The sequence below is a fragment of the Clostridiales bacterium genome (assembly GCA_018333995.1).
GTDB lineage: Bacteria > Actinomycetota > Coriobacteriia > Anaerosomatales > SLCP01 > JAGXSG01.
Genome location: JAGXSG010000016.1, coordinates 74,128 through 90,646, shown reverse-complemented (window position 1 = coordinate 90,646; position 16,519 = coordinate 74,128). Strand labels below are relative to the sequence as shown.

14 protein-coding genes are annotated in these 16,519 nt (G+C 62.3%); 13 read left to right on the top strand and 1 reads right to left on the bottom strand.

The genetic code is table 11. From position 1 onward, the window contains the following. Positions 1–27 precede the first annotated feature (27 nt). From dnaB to KGZ40_05050, 5 genes are all read left to right on the top strand, one after another. On the top strand, positions 28–1,401 hold the full coding sequence (gene dnaB / locus KGZ40_05070) for a replicative DNA helicase (protein MBS3956881.1): 1,374 nt from the start codon (positions 28–30) through the stop codon (positions 1,399–1,401). Positions 1,402–1,489: 88 nt separating this feature from the next. Next, entirely contained in the window at positions 1,490–2,863 is a 1,374-nt protein-coding gene (locus KGZ40_05065; GenBank protein MBS3956880.1) for an FAD-dependent oxidoreductase, read from the top strand. 34 nt (positions 2,864–2,897) lie between these two features. Further along, entirely contained in the window at positions 2,898–3,905 is a 1,008-nt protein-coding gene (locus KGZ40_05060) for an arsenic resistance protein (GenBank protein ID MBS3956879.1), read from the top strand. Between the two features lie 192 nt (positions 3,906–4,097). Further along, positions 4,098–5,387 (top strand): adenylosuccinate synthase, encoded by a 1,290-nt coding sequence (locus KGZ40_05055; GenBank protein MBS3956878.1) that lies wholly within the window; start codon positions 4,098–4,100, stop codon positions 5,385–5,387. Positions 5,388–5,546: 159 nt separating this feature from the next. Continuing rightward, a complete protein-coding gene (locus KGZ40_05050; GenBank protein ID MBS3956877.1) occupies positions 5,547–7,082 on the top strand; it encodes a glycosyltransferase family 2 protein in 1,536 nt (511 codons plus the stop codon). 49 nt (positions 7,083–7,131) lie between these two features. Here KGZ40_05050 and KGZ40_05045 read toward each other — a convergent pair whose 3' ends face one another. Beyond that, on the bottom strand, positions 7,132–7,311 hold the full coding sequence (locus KGZ40_05045; protein ID MBS3956876.1) for a transcriptional regulator: 180 nt from the start codon (positions 7,309–7,311) through the stop codon (positions 7,132–7,134). Positions 7,312–7,453: 142 nt separating this feature from the next. Here KGZ40_05045 and purD point away from each other — a divergent pair, with 142 nt between their 5' ends. The 8 genes from purD to KGZ40_05005 all read left to right on the top strand — a co-directional run bounded on the left by purD (position 7,454) and on the right by KGZ40_05005 (position 16,512). Next, positions 7,454–8,740, top strand: a complete 1,287-nt coding sequence (gene purD, locus KGZ40_05040; GenBank protein ID MBS3956875.1) for a phosphoribosylamine--glycine ligase — start codon at positions 7,454–7,456, stop codon at positions 8,738–8,740. A 1-nt stretch (position 8,741) separates the two neighbouring features. Beyond that, positions 8,742–10,028 carry a coproporphyrinogen III oxidase family protein gene (locus tag KGZ40_05035; GenBank protein MBS3956874.1) on the top strand — a complete coding sequence of 429 codons (1,287 nt, stop codon included), beginning with the start codon at positions 8,742–8,744 and terminating at the stop codon, positions 10,026–10,028. A gap of 107 nt (positions 10,029–10,135) precedes the next feature. Beyond that, positions 10,136–10,573: a peptide-methionine (R)-S-oxide reductase MsrB gene (gene msrB, locus KGZ40_05030; protein ID MBS3956873.1), complete on the top strand. Its 438-nt coding sequence runs from the start codon at positions 10,136–10,138 to the stop codon at positions 10,571–10,573. A 74-nt stretch (positions 10,574–10,647) separates the two neighbouring features. Then, positions 10,648–11,460: a hypothetical protein gene (locus KGZ40_05025; protein ID MBS3956872.1), complete on the top strand. Its 813-nt coding sequence runs from the start codon at positions 10,648–10,650 to the stop codon at positions 11,458–11,460. Between the two features lie 133 nt (positions 11,461–11,593). Continuing rightward, positions 11,594–11,968 (top strand): hypothetical protein, encoded by a 375-nt coding sequence (locus tag KGZ40_05020; GenBank protein ID MBS3956871.1) that lies wholly within the window; start codon positions 11,594–11,596, stop codon positions 11,966–11,968. A gap of 72 nt (positions 11,969–12,040) precedes the next feature. Further along, positions 12,041–13,327: a sulfite exporter TauE/SafE family protein gene (locus tag KGZ40_05015; GenBank protein MBS3956870.1), complete on the top strand. Its 1,287-nt coding sequence runs from the start codon at positions 12,041–12,043 to the stop codon at positions 13,325–13,327. Positions 13,328–13,391: 64 nt separating this feature from the next. Beyond that, a complete protein-coding gene (locus tag KGZ40_05010) occupies positions 13,392–13,910 on the top strand; it encodes a cupredoxin domain-containing protein (protein ID MBS3956869.1) in 519 nt (172 codons plus the stop codon). 55 nt (positions 13,911–13,965) lie between these two features. Continuing rightward, entirely contained in the window at positions 13,966–16,512 is a 2,547-nt protein-coding gene (locus KGZ40_05005; protein ID MBS3956868.1) for a copper-translocating P-type ATPase, read from the top strand. Positions 16,513–16,519 lie beyond the last annotated feature (7 nt).

Sequence of the window (16,519 nt, the reverse complement as noted above, 5' to 3'; positions counted from 1 at the left end):
TTCGCCAGCAGATTCCGAGGAGGGCACGTGAGCGAATCAGCTCGCACGCTTGCGGTCGCGACGCCGTTCTCAAAACTCATTCCGCCCCACAACGTAGAGGCTGAGCAGGCGGTTTTAGGATCGACGTTTCTCTCTTCCGAGGCGGTCGAGGTGGTGCTTTCACTGCTTTCGGCGCGCGACTTCTACCGTCCTGCCCACCAACGTATCTTCGAGGCTGTAGAGTACTTGCACACGAGGGCGGTTCCGATCGATCAGCTGAGTGTTGCTGACCGGCTTGAGACCGCAGGGATGCTCGAGGCGGCAGGGGGCAAGGCGTACCTGCTTGACATCACCGGCGTGGTGCCTACCGCAGCGAACGCTCTGCGCTACGCTGAGATAGTCCAGCGAACGGCGATGCTGCGCGAGCTCATCGCGGCCGCGGGCAAGGTCACCGCGCTTGGCTATGAGGCGCCTGACGATATGAAGGAGGTCGTCCAGGAGGCCGAGGCGCTCATTTTCGCTGTGACCAACAAGCGGATATCTAACAACTTCCGGGACATCGAAGATCTACTGAAGAGGTCGTTCAGTCAACTTGAGGAGTTGTTCGAGCGCAAGGAGCACATCACCGGCGTGCCAAGCGGTTTCAGGGATCTCGACAAGTTGCTGGCTGGCATGCACCGGGGAGATCTGATCATCCTGGCAGCGCGCCCCTCAGTGGGCAAGACGGCGTTTGCTCTCAACATCGCAGTCAACGCGGCCAAAGCGGGGGCGAGTGTAGCGTTGTTCTCACTCGAGATGAGCGCCGAGCAGCTCATTCAGCGCGTTTTGTGTTCTGAGGCGCGGATTAACTCGCAAGACGTCCGCACAGGCCGGATAAAGGACCACGATTGGGTCAATATCCATCGTGCGATGGGCACCCTTGCCGAGCTTGAGATCTACGTTGACGACACGCCTTCGATCTCGATTCTGGAAGTGCGCGCAAAAGCGAGGCGTCAGCTTCGTAACGCGAAGAACGGACTCGTCATCGTTGACTACCTCCAACTCATGCAACCCAATCATCGCAGGTCGGAGAATCGGCAGACTGAGATCGCCGAGATATCCCGCGGCCTCAAGATCCTGGCCAAGGAGCTGAACGTTCCCGTGCTCGCGCTGTCGCAGCTTTCTCGCGCCGTCGAACAGCGGGCAAACAAGCGCCCGCAACTGTCGGACCTTAGGGAGTCGGGGGCTATCGAGCAAGACGCTGACGTGGTCATGTTCATTGATCGCAACACTGATCCGCGTGCAGACGATGATGACGATCGGCCGGGGAAAGGCATGGCCGAGATTGTCGTGGCAAAGCATCGTAATGGACCTACTGATACGGTCAGACTCGTCTTCCACGAGCCCTACACCAGGTTCATCGACTACACGGATCACGTGTAGTCGTGCCCGGCGGTTCGGCTCGTAGCGGTTGCTGAGCGAGACTGCCGCGATCGATTGAGCGGACCGTATGACGACGGAGGGCGAGGCGATGGCGCTCGATCGGGTGGTGGTCATAGGTGCTGGCCCCGCTGGCATCTTCGCGGCACTCGAGCTGTCACGTCTCGGCGGGTTCGAAATCATCGTCGTCGAGAAGGGCAAGAATCTTGCAGAGCGCCGGTGTCCGGCGCGTGAGCGGGGGTGCGTGTCTTGCCCTACCTGCGACATCATGACGGGTTGGGGTGGAGCGGGAGCGTTTTCTGACGGAAAGCTCACGCTCACTGGTGAAGTGGGCGGCTGGCTCGGCGATTACATCGGCACCCAGGAACTCGATACTCTCATCGGGTACGTCGATGGCTTGTGGTGCGAATTTGGAGCTAGCAAGCGCGTCTACACTCCGGACCCCAACGAGGCAAAGCGGCTTGAGCGGGCTGCGGAACTCGCCGGCATGCACCTGACTCCCATGCGCATCCGTCACCTCGGAACGGACCGATCGCCCAAGGTGCTCGATGCGGCCAGGGTCAATCTTTTGGAGCACGGGGTGCGTATCCTGACGGAGACGGCGGCGAAATCCGTCGTGGCCAAGGAGGGTCGCGTTACCGGCGTAGAGCTGGAGGACGGGACCACGCTGCACGCAGGCGCAGTGATCGCCGCGCCGGGTCGTGAGGGCGCTGACTGGCTGACGCGCCAAGCTGCCCTTCTTGGCATCGGACGGGCCAACAACGCTGTCGACATCGGTGTGCGGGTCGAGGTGCCCGCCACGGTCATGGAACCGCTTACGGACCACCTCTACGAGGCTAAGCTCACATATCGGTCACGCTCGTTCGGTGACAAGGTGCGCACGTTTTGCATGAATCCGTACGGGGAGGTGACCGCAGAATCGTACGGTGATGTCATCACTGTGAATGGTCACTCATACGCCGATGACAAGACGGACCGCACCAACTTCGCGGTTCTCGTAAGTCAAGCGTTCACGTATCCGTTCAGGGAGCCCACCACGTACGGGCGCTCCATCGCTCGGCTTGCCAATCTGCTCGGAGAGGGCATCTTGGTGCAGCGCTTGGGAGATCTCATGGCTGGCCGCCGTTCCACCCCCGAGCGGATCGCCGAGTCGACCGTGATGCCCACGATGGCAACCGCGACCCCGGGTGACCTCTCTAATGTTGTGCCCTATCGACATTTGACCGGCATACTCGAGTTCCTCGAAGCGCTCGATGTGCTCGCGCCCGGCGTGAACGCTCCGGGTACGTTACTCTATGGCATCGAGGTCAAGTTCTACTCCTCAAAGCTCGAAGTCGGCCCTGACCTGCAAACCTCGATAACCGGTTTGTACGCGATTGGCGACGGGGCGGGAGTGACGAGAGGACTCATCCAGTCGAGCGCGAGCGGTGTTGTCGCAGCGCGCGCTATTGCGGCGGCACGCTAGAGCTCGGAGAGGTATGGAAGGAAATCAGAGTCGAATGGAGACCGGATTGTCAGGGCGGCTCACCGCCATCTCGAAGTTTCTTTCTTCGTCGTTAGTGTGGGCGATCCCGGTCAGCATGATCGCCGGGTTCGCGCTGGGGGTTTCGTTCGACCTCGAACCGCTCAAAGCGGCTGTGTTGCCGCTGACGATGCTCATGGTCTATCCGATGCTCATCAACGTCCGCATCCGCGAAGCGCTCGGGCCCGCGGACACTCGCTTGGTGGCCGTTGCGATGGCCCTCAACTTCACCGTCCTTCCGGTTTTCGCATGGCTTCTCGCACGAGCCTTCTTCGCGTCGGACGCTGGTTTGTTCGTAGGCATGGTGCTCGCCGGCCTCTTCCCTACGAGCGGGATGACTATCTCTTGGACCGGCTTTGCGAAAGGCAACGTGACGGCGGCGGTCAAGATGACCGTGATCGGACTCATCGCGGCTTCGCTCGCAGCACCCGTCTACCTTGAAGTGTTTGCTGGCCAGGTAGTGAGTGTTGACCTACTCGGCATCGCGTCGACGATTATGCTTGTGGTGGCGGTGCCCATGATCGCGGCTCAGTTCACCCGCGCCGTGCTCGTTAAGCGATATGGCAAGGAGCGTTTCGCTACGCGCATCGCTCCCGTGTTTCCCGGTGTCAGCGTAATCGGGGTGCTCGGCATCGTGTTCGTGGCGGTCGGGTTGCAGGCCGGGATGATTGCCGGTCGTCCGGCGCTTGCCGCACTCATTCTTGCGCCGCTCATCATCTTTTACGCGGCGAACTTTGCGCTTTCAACGCTCGTGGGCCGCCTGCTGTTTGGGCGCGCGGATGCCATAGCGCTCGTGTATGGCACCGCGATGCGCAATCTTTCGATCGCTCTCGGGATTGCGATCGCCAGTTTTGGCCCTGAGGCCGCCCTCGTGCTTGCGGTCGGCTACGTCGTGCAGGTTCAGGCCGCGGCGTGGTACGTGCGCCTCACTGGCAAGGTGTTTGGCGCTCCGGATGAGGCCGCCGCCCCTTCACGTCCCGCCTGACCTTGATACCGCGCTAGCGACTCTGCTTCCACTCTGCACGCCGACTCTGGTCATCTTGGCGCGGGTCGGGCATACTTACGCCATCGCCCGCCTGTGTGCGGGCGGTTGCGCGCTCGCCTCGACCGGCGAAGCGCCCGGTCCGGGAGCGGCGGCGAGGGTCCGCGGGACCGAACGGGAGCGGGAGTCACCGACATGGCCGGCATAGTGCTCGTCGGCGCCCAGTGGGGCGACGAAGGCAAGGGCAAGATCACTGACCTCATCGCAGACGATTTCGATTACGTCGTGCGGTTCCAAGGGGGCAACAACGCGGGGCATACCGTTATCCACGGCGGCCGCACGCTCAAGCTGCACCTCATCCCAAGCGGCATCATGTACCCGCATATCACACCGGTCATCGCTAACGGCTGCGTGATCGATCCCAAGGTGCTGCTCGAGGAGATAGACCGGCTCGAGATGGATGGGCTGTCGACGCACAAGCTTCTCATCAGCTGCAACGCGCACCTCATCATGCCGTACCACCGCGATCTCGACGGGGCGAGTGAGCGGCGTCTCGGGTCGCTCGAGATCGGCACGACCCGACGTGGCATTGGTCCTGCGTACATGGACAAGTCGTCGCGCATGGGCATCCGCGTCCAAGACCTCACCGACGAGCACATCTTCCGCAAGAAGCTCGACGCCGCCTTGACGGAGAAGAACGAGATTCTCGGCAAGATATACGGGCTCCCCACGTACACCGTCGATCAGATCGCCGAGGAGTACCTTCCGTACGCAGAGCGAATCAAGCCGCACATCGCCGACACGTCTCTCGTCGTCAACAAAGCGCTCGACTCTGGACAGTGGGTTTTGTTCGAGGGCGCCCAGGGCACACTGCTCGATCTCGACCACGGTACGTATCCTTTCGTGACGTCGTCGAGCCCCGTTGCGGGCGGTGCGTGCACAGGTGCAGGCGTCGGCCCAAAACGCATCGACAGAGTTCTGGGCATCGCGAAAGCCTACATCACCCGCGTCGGCTCGGGACCGTTTCCCACGGAGCTCTCTGACGAGACCGGCGCACACCTCATCGAGGTTGGGCACGAGTACGGCACAACCACAGGTCGTGAGCGGCGTGCCGGCTGGTACGACGGAGTGATCGTCCGGTACGCGGTGCAGGTGAACGGCATCACCCAACTCATCATTACGAAGCTCGACGTTTTGAGCCAGCTTGAGACAATCCGGGTGTGTGTCGCGTACGAGTACGATGGGCATCGCTACAATGAGCTCCCCTGTCACCAGAGCGTGTTCCACCGCGCAAGGCCCATCTACGAGGACCTTCCTGGGTGGAAAACCGATATCACCGCGTGCCGCGAGTTCAGCGACCTGCCCCAAGAGGCGCGTGATTACATCGGCTTTATCGAAGACCTTGCGGATGTCCCCGTGGCGATGATCGCCGTTGGCCCGAGTCGCGAGCAGACGATCATCCGGCGTTGGGAGTCGCGCCCGTAAAGCAGTGTCGTAAGGCGTTTGTGGTTGCGATGGGGGTTACTGCGCCGTCAGGTCGCGTAACGGAATCTTTACAATATATCTCCTAGCGGATAATGACGGGCATAGTCAGATGATAGCCCGCTCGACCTCGGGTTTACCTCGGGGCAAAAAGGAGTGTTTGTGGTCAAGTCGTGGACTGGCACATATAAGCATCGCTATCGGGCGGCGTACGCGCTGCCCGGAGTGCTCACATGGTCTATCGTTACCGTCGCCATGGTCGGCTTCATCGCCTACCCGCGCTCATGGGTCGTAATTACATCCGCGTTCATGTGCTACTTCGTTGCCCGGATGGTCTTGAGTCTCGTGTTCTACGCGATAGGGCGCGCACGGGTGCGTGAGTGGGAACGCACCGATTGGGCGTCATATGATTCGGTCCCCGGACCAGCGGGGTTCGCGCCCGCCGACGTCTACCACGTCGTGATCATCCCCACTTACAAAGAGCCGATCGAGATACTGGAGCGCACACTCGACGCGCTCAGCGTTCAGCACCGTGCTCGCGAACGGGTCATTCCCGTCATCGCGATGGAGGAGCGCGAAGTAGGAGCGCGCGAGAAGGGCGCCGCCCTTGCCGAGAAGTACGCGGTGGCGTTCGCGGAGATCTTCGTCACGGTGCACCCGCCCGATCTCCCCGGTGAGATCCCTGGAAAGTCATCCAACATGTCGTGGGCGGCGAGCGAAGTGTATCCCGTGCTTGTAGGCGAGCGAGGCATCGCGGCGGAGCGCATCACCGTCACCTCGTGCGACGCCGATTCGGTTCTTCACCCGCTGTATTTCGAGGCCGTCTCGGACCTCTTCGCCAACGACCAGCGCCGCTACGGCAGGTTCTGGCAGGCACCGCTACATTTTGACAACAACCTCTGGCAGGTTCCGGCACCGATCCGGGTCACTGCTTGGATCGCACACGCTGGGCAGATGGCCGAGCTGGCCATGCCGTTTTACGAACCGCTTCCCATATCCACCTACACCCTGAGCTTCAGGACCGCTGTCGAGTGCGGCCTTTGGGATCCGATGGTCATCTCCGAGGACTGGCACGCGTACCTAAACGTGATGTTCGAGCGCGGCGGAGACGTCGGCTTGACCCCTGTGTTTCTGCCCACGAAGGGCGACGCTGTCGACGGGGAGACGTTCTTGGCCGGGCTCAAAGCCCGGCACGATCAGGTGATGCGCCACTCGTGGGGTGCCGAGGATGCCGGATTCCTGCTCGCGCGCATGGTGCAGCAGCGGTGGTGGCATCGTCGCGCCGTGTTTCGGTTCGGACAGGTCTTGCACGACCACGTCTCACGGGCCACAGCGTGGTTTTTCATTGTGAGCACCTACCTGCTTCTGGGCTATGCGGAACCGCTCTTCACCAACGACCTGACGCGGATCATCATGGTGCATCCGGGGGTGCCGTACTTACGGGAGATATTTGTCGTAGGCGCCGCCGCTCTTGTGACCACCGTAATCGCTGAACTCATCCGTACGCCGCCACCGGCGGACCGCAGGCCTGTTTCCGTCATTTTCGAGTTGGCGGTAGCGTGGCTGACTCTACCGGTTGTTGGGTTCTATCTTGGAACGCTGCCGGCGCTCAGGGCGCAGACCCGCTTGATGCTCGGGATGCCGTTCTCGTACAAGGTAACCGAGAAGCGCGCGGTCCCCGCCCCCGAAGCGGTGTGATCGCGAGGGAGCGGCGCCGTGTTCTCGCGACCGCTCCCTTACTGGCGACTCAGATTCGCGGCTGCCAGTAGCAGCGCTTGGGCGACTCGATGCGCTCCGACTTCTTAAGTTCGTTCATCGCTTTGTCGACCTCTTTGCGGTCGAGGCCCGAAAGCTCGGCGATCGCGCCGGCGTTGAGCGGCTCGCCGGCCTTCTTCATCGTTTCGAGCACCTTGTCTGCTACTTCCATCGACGACCTCCTTTGCATGTGCATGTTGATACGAACGAGTAGATTCCCCATTCATGGCGTTCATCCGCCGTCCTTCGCTACAATCGAGCTCGGCGCTCCTGTAACGTCGTATGCGCCGCAAGCCCAGACAGAGGGAGTTTCCATGCGCATCCTCGTACTCGGTGGCGGAGGCCGCGAACACGCCATCGTGGCGTCACTCGTCGCCTCGCCCCGTGTGACCAGCGTATTTGTCGCGCCTGGAAACGGCGGGACCGCGGCGCTGGCAGAGAACGTCGACCTCCCAATCGAGGACGGCCTAGCGGTAGCGTCCTTTGCGATCGAGCGCGGGATCGACCTGGTGGTCATAGGACCGGAGGCGCCACTCGTGGCCGGTGTAGCCGATGTGGTCCGTGAAGCGGGAGTCCCTGTGTTTGGACCGGGCGCGCAGGGGGCTCGTCTTGAGGGATCGAAAGAGTTCGCCAAAGAGTTCATGCGGCGTCACGGCCTGCCCACGGGCGCGGCACGGTCCTTCTCGGCGCTAGAGCCAGCACTCGCGTACCTTGAGGAGGTCGGCGTACCGATCGTTGTGAAGGCGGACGGACTTGCGGCGGGCAAAGGCGTGACGGTCGCGATGGACGCGGGGGCCGCGCGCGCGGCGGTGAGGGAGTGCTTCTCGGGCCGATTTGGTGACGCCGGGTCGACCGTGCTGATCGAGGAGTACCTGACCGGCCCCGAGTGCTCATTGCTCGTGATCACCGACGGACACACCATGGTGCCGATGGCGCCTGTGCAGGATCACAAGCGTGCCTACGAGGACGACCAAGGTCCAAACACCGGCGGCATGGGCGTGTACTCGCCGGTTCCCATCGTCACGGAGGCCGAGCACGAGACTATGCTCGCCACGATGTACGCTGCGGTGGAGGGCCTGGCCGTAGAGGACATCGAGTACCGCGGCGTACTCTACGGAGGATTCATCCTCACGGATGCGGGCCCCAAGCTCCTCGAGTTCAACGCCCGCTTCGGTGACCCGGAAACCCAGGTCATCCTGCCGAGATTCGCAGGTGACCTCGCGGAAACCCTGCTTGCCGCCGCGGAAGGCCGTCTCGCCGATCTTGATGTGGGCTGGCGCGATGAGTGGGCGGTGTCGGTCGTGTTGGCGAGTGGCGGATATCCGGGCGACTACGACGCCGACATGGTGATAGCCGGCATCGATGACGCAGCGGCGCTTTCCGGAGTCACCGTCTATCATGCGGGGACGCGGCTGACACCCGGCGGCACATTGCTGTCCGCGGGCGGCCGAGTTCTCAACGTGACCGCACTGGGTCCGGATTTTGCCTCGGCGAGGGAGCGGGCGTACGAGGCGGTGGCGCTGATCGGGTTCGAGGGCATGTTCTACCGTTCCGACATCGGCGCGAAGGCAATGCGCGGTCGAGCCACATGGCAGGCGTGACGTGCTCGCGGAACGGGTGCTCTCGGCAGTAATGCGTCGCGAGAACGCGCGGACTCTCAGTCTCAAGCCATATCACGAGTCCCGGTTGCCCGGCCCGGCGGTCGGGGCTGAATACCTGCTCTACGTCCATGTCCCATTCTGCGTGCGGCTGTGTCCCTACTGCTCGTTCAACCGATTTCCGTTTGAGCAGGACAGGGCTGTGGCGTACTTCAAGCGTCTCCGTGAGGAGATGCGCTTCGTGGCGGAACAAGGCTTCAAGTGCACATCGATGTACGTGGGGGGCGGGACACCGACGGTAATCGTCGAGGAGCTCTGCGAGACAATAGACCTCGCGCGGAGCATCTTTCCGATCCGGGAGGTTTCGAGCGAGACAAATCCGGACCACCTCATCCCTCGCGTGGTCGATCCGCTCGTCGATCGAGTCGACCGTTTCAGCGTTGGGGTGCAATCGTTTGACGACGCGCTCCTCAAACAGATGGACCGTTACGACAAGTACGGCTCGGGAGAGGAGATTTTGGAGCGGCTCCAATCGGTAGAGGGACGGTTTCACTCCCTCAACGTCGACATGATTTTCAACTTTCCCTCTCAGACTGAGGCGATGCTGGCGCGCGACGTCGAGATGCTCAAAGTGAGTCAGGCTAACCAGACCACTTTCTACCCCCTCATGGCATCACCCGTGGTCGAGGGGTCCCTCAGGCGGAGCGTGGGCAAGGTCTCGTACTCGCGTGAGGCCAGGTACTACGAGATTCTCAGTGAGATCCTCGCCGACACGTTTGAACCTGCGAGCGCATGGACGTTCTCCCGGACCGGTGGCGGCATGATCGATGAGTACATCGTCGACTACGAGGACTACGTGGGTGTCGGTTCGGGCTCGTTTTCGTTTCTCAACGGCTCGCTGTATGTCAACACGTTCTCACTCGGCGAGTACACCCGCAGGATCGACGCGGGGCTTTCTGGCGTGACCGCGTACCGCGAGTTCACTCGGCGCGATCGAATGCGCTACCGGTTCCTCATGGGCCTCTTTGGTCTCGCGCTGGACAAGGTCGCGTTTGCCCGGGACTTTGGGGTGAGTGTCGAGCGGGGTTTGCCGATGGAGATGGCGTTCATGCGTATGAACAGGGCGTTTGCGGTTGATGATGCCGTGCGGCTCACGCTGACCCGCACGGGCCGCTACCTTGCCGTTGCGATGATGCGACAGTTCTTCATCGGCGTGAACGGCCTTCGCGATCAAGCGCGGGAAGCGCTGCCTCCCGAAGAGCTCAAGATGTTCTTTGGCGAGTGCGGGTGAGGGGGGGCACCGAGATCGACCTTAGAGATCGCCGGGTTGGGCCTGACGGCTCGAGGTCAAATCAAAAGCGCCTGCGAAAGGTCGTATCGCAACGATAGGAGAGTGTGATGGACGCGCGAGAGCGGATCGTGCTCAGCGATGACGAGTGGAGAGTCATTCTTGCCCCCGAGAGGTTTCGCATTTTGCGACGGGCTGGTACAGAGCCGGCGGGGAGTGGCGAATACGTCGACACCGAAGAGGACGGAGTGTACCGGTGCGCGGGATGCGGTGCGAAGCTGTTCTCATCGGCCGACAAGTACCATTCCGGATCCGGCTGGCCTTCGTTCGCTAGCCCGGCACGTCCGAACGCGGTCGTGGAGGTCGAGGATCACTCTTACGGTATGGCGAGGACTGAGGTGCGGTGTGCACGGTGTGACGGGCATCTCGGCCACGTGTTTCCCGATGGTCCGCCCCCTGGCGGGCAGCGGTACTGTCTGAACTCATTGGCGCTCCGGCTTGACAGGACCGATGGAGAAAGTGTGACGGAAATCACCGAAAACAGTTAGCGTATACTAAGTCTGGGGTACGTACGCAGTAGGTATTGATAGTGCGGCGTATTTCTGGAAGGAGGCGAGCAGTCATGAAGACCTCGATGACTCGAGCGATGGCTGCACGTCCGCGGAGCAGGGCCATGATGGCGCTTGCCCTCGCAGCAGCTGTCCTACTCATGCTTCATGCACCTGCAGTTGCTCTCACACAGGTCAACTTGCACAGCTCCCATGTCGGAGCGAACAGCGCGACGTTTAACACGGAGAGCGACGATGGCGGGCTGACAGATCCGGTCGTATGGCACTTCGTGCTCAACGGACTTGATAGCGGCACCACAGGAGGCACGCTTTACGTAACCTTCGCGAGCGCCGGGATGAAGATGGCGACCGGCCAACCTTCGGGTCAAGGCAGGATGCAGCACTTCTACGTTGGCACCCCGGCCGATGATGTCATCGTATCGGCGTACGCGATGGTCGATTCCGAGGATTTTAACAATCTTGTTCTGAGCCATGTGGCTCGCAACGAGACGCCGGATGACCCCCCCGGCGGAGACGACCCTCCCGGTGGAGATGACCCCCCCGTCGATGACCCGCCGGTCGATGACCCACCGGTCGACGACCCCCCCGTTGACGACCCGCCGGTCGATGACCCACCGGTCGACGACCCCCCCGTTGACGACCCGCCGGTCGATGACCCCCCCGTCGGTGACGATCCCCCCGCCGGTGATGATCCTCCGGTGACCGAGGACGAGCCGTTCCTCCCGTTCACGGAAGATCCGGTAGTCGAGAAGGAGGATCCCGAGCCGTTCCTCCCCTACACGGGGCTGGACTTCGGGTCCCTCTCGGCGATCGCGGGTGGCGTGGCAGCGCTAGGAGTGGGGTTGCGGAAACTGGGCGTGAAGTAGAGTGACTACAGCGAGTCGAGCACTCGCGGAATGTACAGTAGCCAGTGAGCAGGGGGCCGCCGTGAAGGGGCCCCCTCAGCGTTGGCACGTAGCGTGCTGTTAATGTGTGTTCAGTCGGTGTCCGGGAGGTTTCGTGTTTCGAGTGCATAACACGATAATGAGCTTGGTGCAGTTCGGGGTCGTGGCCACACTTCTCTTCGCGCTCTCTCCGGTCTGCACGATGCCGGAGTGCGGTGGTGGGGCCGAGCCAGCTGGACTCTCTCATTCGTGTGGCGGCAATGCGGCTGATGGGCCTTGCGAGGACACGCCGGGCGCTCATCCGTGCGAGAGCTACCTGACGGCCGCAGACACGCCAGACGGGATTCCCGTGCCGCAGGCACCGGAGACCGCTGATTTCAACCCAGGGCTTCGATGTGCGGACCTAGCGCTGCCGACTTACGCGCGCTCTACCGCGACGGAGGTTCCGATCTCGTTCGAGAACCCGTCTGGGACGCGCTTACGTATCTGATTCCTTCTGCCCTGCCGTGTGTCATCAGACATGCGGTTGTCCGTCCGTGTCTACACGTACGAGGAGCAGAAGGTGGATTTCTTTCTTCCCTGGTTGGGTGTGGGGCTCATCACCAGTGTTCACTGTGTGACGATGTGCGGCTTCATGGTGGTCAGTTACGCGATCAAAGGAACGACTGACGGCACCATCGCACAGCGGCTCACCCCGCACCTTGCGTATCAAAGCGCGAAGATAGTCAGTTACGTAATCGTCGGGCTCGCGCTAGGCGTGATCGGCTCGGCCTTCGATTTGGATGGCGTCCGGGGCTGGGTCATGGCTCTAGCCGGAGCGTTCATGATTCTGCTCGGCGTCAGCATGACTGGGCGGGTGCCGGGGCTCCGGTCGTTGGCGCTCAGACCTCCGGCGTTCCTTGTGCGCGCACTTCAACGTACGCGGCGAAAGGCCGTGTCCGACGCCGAGCAGGGGAAATCGAGCATTGCTACCCCGCTCACCTTTGGATTGCTCACTGGACTCATGCCTTGCGGTCCGCTACAAGCCGCCCAGCTCGCTGCGGCCGGTGCGGGGTCACCGCTTGCCGGGGCGCTCGTCATGCTTGGCTTCGGAGTTGGAACCGCGCCACTCATGCTTGGTTTCGGAACTGTCTCAGGGATGTTGAGCGCGCGTTTCAAGGCGCGCATGATGCTATTCGCGGCCGTGATCGTGATCGTGCTTGGCCTGGTCATGTTAGATCGAGGAGCGATGATGCTGGGATCTCCGGTGACCGCCACCTCTATCCGGGAAGCGATCGTGGGCGGGCCCGCTGTCGAGCTACTCGTTGACTTCGAGGTGGGCGAAGACGGGGTAGTCGAGATTCCGCTGTCGATCGTCAACACCCGGTTTCAGCCCGCGGTCGTAGCGATCCCGGCGGATCAGCCGGTGCGGCTCATCGTGGATCGTCAGGAAGCAAATGTATGCTCGGATCAGCTATGGATCCCGCAGATCGGAGTGTTGCAGGATCTCACACCCTTTGGCATCACCGCCGTCGAGATTCCGGCAACGGCGGCCGGATCGTACTCTCTCACCTGTCAGATGGGAATGATGTCCGGTACGCTTCAGGTAGGAGCGGCAGTCGCTACGACGGATCGAACACCCCTCGTGGCGTTTGTGGCCATCGTCGCCGTACTTATCGGCTTGTACGCGACACGCCCGCGACGTGCCGGGGGTGTCGCACGGCCGGGCCAGGCGACAGAATGCGCTTCATCACCGGTGGCGAGCGAGACGGCACTGTTCGGGTTTCCGCTGGGCACGATAGTACTCATTATCGTGCTTGCCGGAGCGGCGGTCATCGCCGGCCTCGCGATGGGCGGGCAGTTTGCGTAGCAGGGACGTGCGGCACTCAAGGAAAGATACGCGCCTCACGGCGCACGGTGAAAGGAACATGATCATGGCACAGACATCGATAAATGAACGCGGCGGGCCGTTGGGCGATTCGACTGCGATGATGCGCTACATTCTAGTCGCGGCGCTGCTGGCGATCGTATTTTTTGCGAGCTACCGATTCGCCGTCGCCAAGAGCTCTCCTGAGTGGGCGCCCGACGGGTCCACAAGCGTCTCGGCGCCGGGTGCTGGAGGCTCGGGTGCTGGGTGCGCGTGTTGCGGAAACGCCGGGAGTGGTGAGGTCGTGGAAGGTGTTGCGGTAGTAGAGGGCGACGTGCAGCGCATCATGGTTGACGCGAGCGCCGGATACGACCCGAACGTGATCCGGGCGATTGCGGGAGTACCGCTTGAGATCACGTTTAGCCAGGGGTTCGGCTGCATGGCTCAGGTCATGTCTGAGGAACTCGGATTCTTCGAGGATTTGGTGAGTGGCCCCAAGACGGTGCGCATTCCAGCGCTCGTGCCCGGGGAGTACGGGTTTTCTTGTGGTATGGAGATGGTATTCGGCTCGATTGTCGTGGAGTAGGTGACGCACGGTGAGCGTAGATGAGAGGCAGGAAGTCAAGATCGGCGTCGGAGGGATGACGTGCGCGTCGTGCGTTGCCGTCATCGAAAAGACGCTCGGCCGCATCGAAGGTGTGGAGCGCGTCGATGTGAACCTCGCGACCGAACGGGCGGCGGTGACGATCGACCCGACCCTCGTCGATGCAGAAGCGGTTCTCGAGGCGGTGCGCGCGGTGGGGTACTCAGCCATCCCTCTTGAAGCGGCACCCATACACGCGGGAAGTGACGGCCCTGGCAGCTCGGGGGGCACACCGCAGGAGGCGGGGATCACGCTTGCGGTCACGGGCATGACGTGCGCGTCGTGTGTTGCTGTTATCGAAAAGACGCTTGGCAGGATCGAGGGCATCTCTCGGGCGGCGGTCAACCTGGCTACTGAGACGGTGGTCGTGACGTTCGACCCCGGCATGGTCAGCGTTGACCAGATCGTTGGCGCGGTGAAAGGCGCTGGCTACGCCGCCACTGTGGTCACTGGACCGGACGGGGGTACGACGGCCGATGGCGCACGCGACGCGCAGAAGGAGGCGCAACAGCGGCACCTTCGCCACCAGCGCGCGCTTCTCGTGATGAGCGCGTCACTCGCGATTCCGGCACTCCTTTTCACGATGGTGCCGCCGTTCATGGACGTCGTTCCCGTCATGGTGGCGTCGTGGCTCGCCGAGTGGGTGGGGGGCGCATGGGATCCGCACATGGTCATGAAGTACATGGGCCTCGTGCTTGCTACGCCGGTACAGTTCGTGGCGGGTGCCCAGTTCTACCGAGGATTCTGGCACGCGATCAAGCGACGGGTCGGCAACATGGATACCCTAATCGCGATCGGCACTTCGGCGGCATACTTCTACAGCGTCGTCGCGACCTTTTGGCTGGTGGAGGAGCCCGTATTCTACGAGGTCGCCGCGATGCTTATCACCTTCGTCCTGCTCGGCAAGTTGCTTGAAGCGCGTGCGAAGGGAAAGACGGGAGACGCGATCAAGAAGCTCATGGGGCTGGCCGCCAAGACCGCGCGCGTGGTGCGGGGCGGTGAGGAGATCGACATTCCCGTTGAGCACGTTGCGGTAGGAGATGTGGTCATCGTGCGGCCGGGGGAGAAGATTCCGGTTGATGGCGTAGTTGTCGAGGGAAGATCGTCGGTGGACGAGTCGATGCTTACCGGCGAGTCGATCCCCGTCGAGAAACACGAGGGCGACACGGTCATCGGCGCGACCATGAACAAGTTGGGCGCACTGAGATTCCGTGCGACCAAGGTAGGCAGGGACACCGCGCTAGCGCAGATCATCCGGCTCGTTGAGGACGCGCAGGGCTCGAAAGCGCCGATACAGCGTTTTGCCGACCGCATCAGCTCAGTCTTCGTGCCGGCGGTAGTCGCGATCGCGTTCGTGACGTTTGCTGTCTGGCTCTTCCTCGGTCCAGCGATGTTTCCGGGTGCGATCGGAGAGTTCACTCCGTTCGTCAAGGCCCTGCTTGTTGCTACGGCGGTGCTCGTCATCGCATGTCCGTGCGCTCTCGGGCTCGCCACGCCGACCGCGATCATGGTCGGGACCGGCAAGGGCGCCGAGAACGGTATCCTCATCAAGAGCGGAGAAGCCCTCGAGACCACACACGAGGTCGACGCGATCATCTTCGACAAGACAGGCACGCTCACTTATGGCCGTCCGGTCGTTACGGAGTACGAAGTATTCTCAGAAGCTTTTGATGCCGAGGAGTTCTTGAGGCTTTCCGCCGCGCTCGAGCGATCGAGTGAGCACCCGCTCGCTGAGGCGATCGTTGCGCATGCGAAAGCGGCGGGGCTCGATCTGCCCTCTGTGACAGGTTTCGAGGCGATACCTGGTCACGGGGTGCGCGGCGTTGTCGATGGCAGGCGGGTGGTGCTCGGCAATCGCAGACTCATGGAGCACGAGTCGTGCGATTTAGGCGCGTACCTTTCTCGTCTTGGAGCGCTCGAGCTCGAAGGCAAGACGGTCATGATAGCTGCGATTGACGGTGCGCCAGCGGGGCTTATCGCGGTCGCGGACACACTCAAGGAGAGCTCCCGCGCCGCAGTCGCACGTCTGCTTGAGATGGGTGTCGATGTCTACATGATCACCGGCGACAATCGCCGGACCGCCGAAGCGATTGCGCAAGCCGCCGGAATCCCGGCGGACCACGTTCTCGCAGAGGTGCTTCCAGAGCACAAGGCCGCCGAGGTCGCCGCGTTGCAGGCGGCGGGTAGACGTGTGGCGATGGTCGGCGATGGCATCAACGACACCCCCGCGCTCGCTCAGGCGGACATCGGCATCGCGATGGGGGCGGGTACGGATGTGGCGATGGAGACCGGCGGTATCGTGCTCATGAAGGACGACCTGCGTGATGTTGTCACCGCAATCGAGTTGTCACGGGCGACCATCCGGCGCATTCGCTGGAACTTTGTCTGGGCGCTTGGCTACAACTCGCTCGGCATCCCGATCGCCGCGCTCGGCTTATTGCGACCCGAGTTGGCGGGCGCGGCGATGGCCTTGTCCAGCGTCAGCGTCGTCACGAGCTCGCTCCTTCTCCGCCGATTCCGCCCGAGCTTGCGCCGGACGGCATAGACACGAA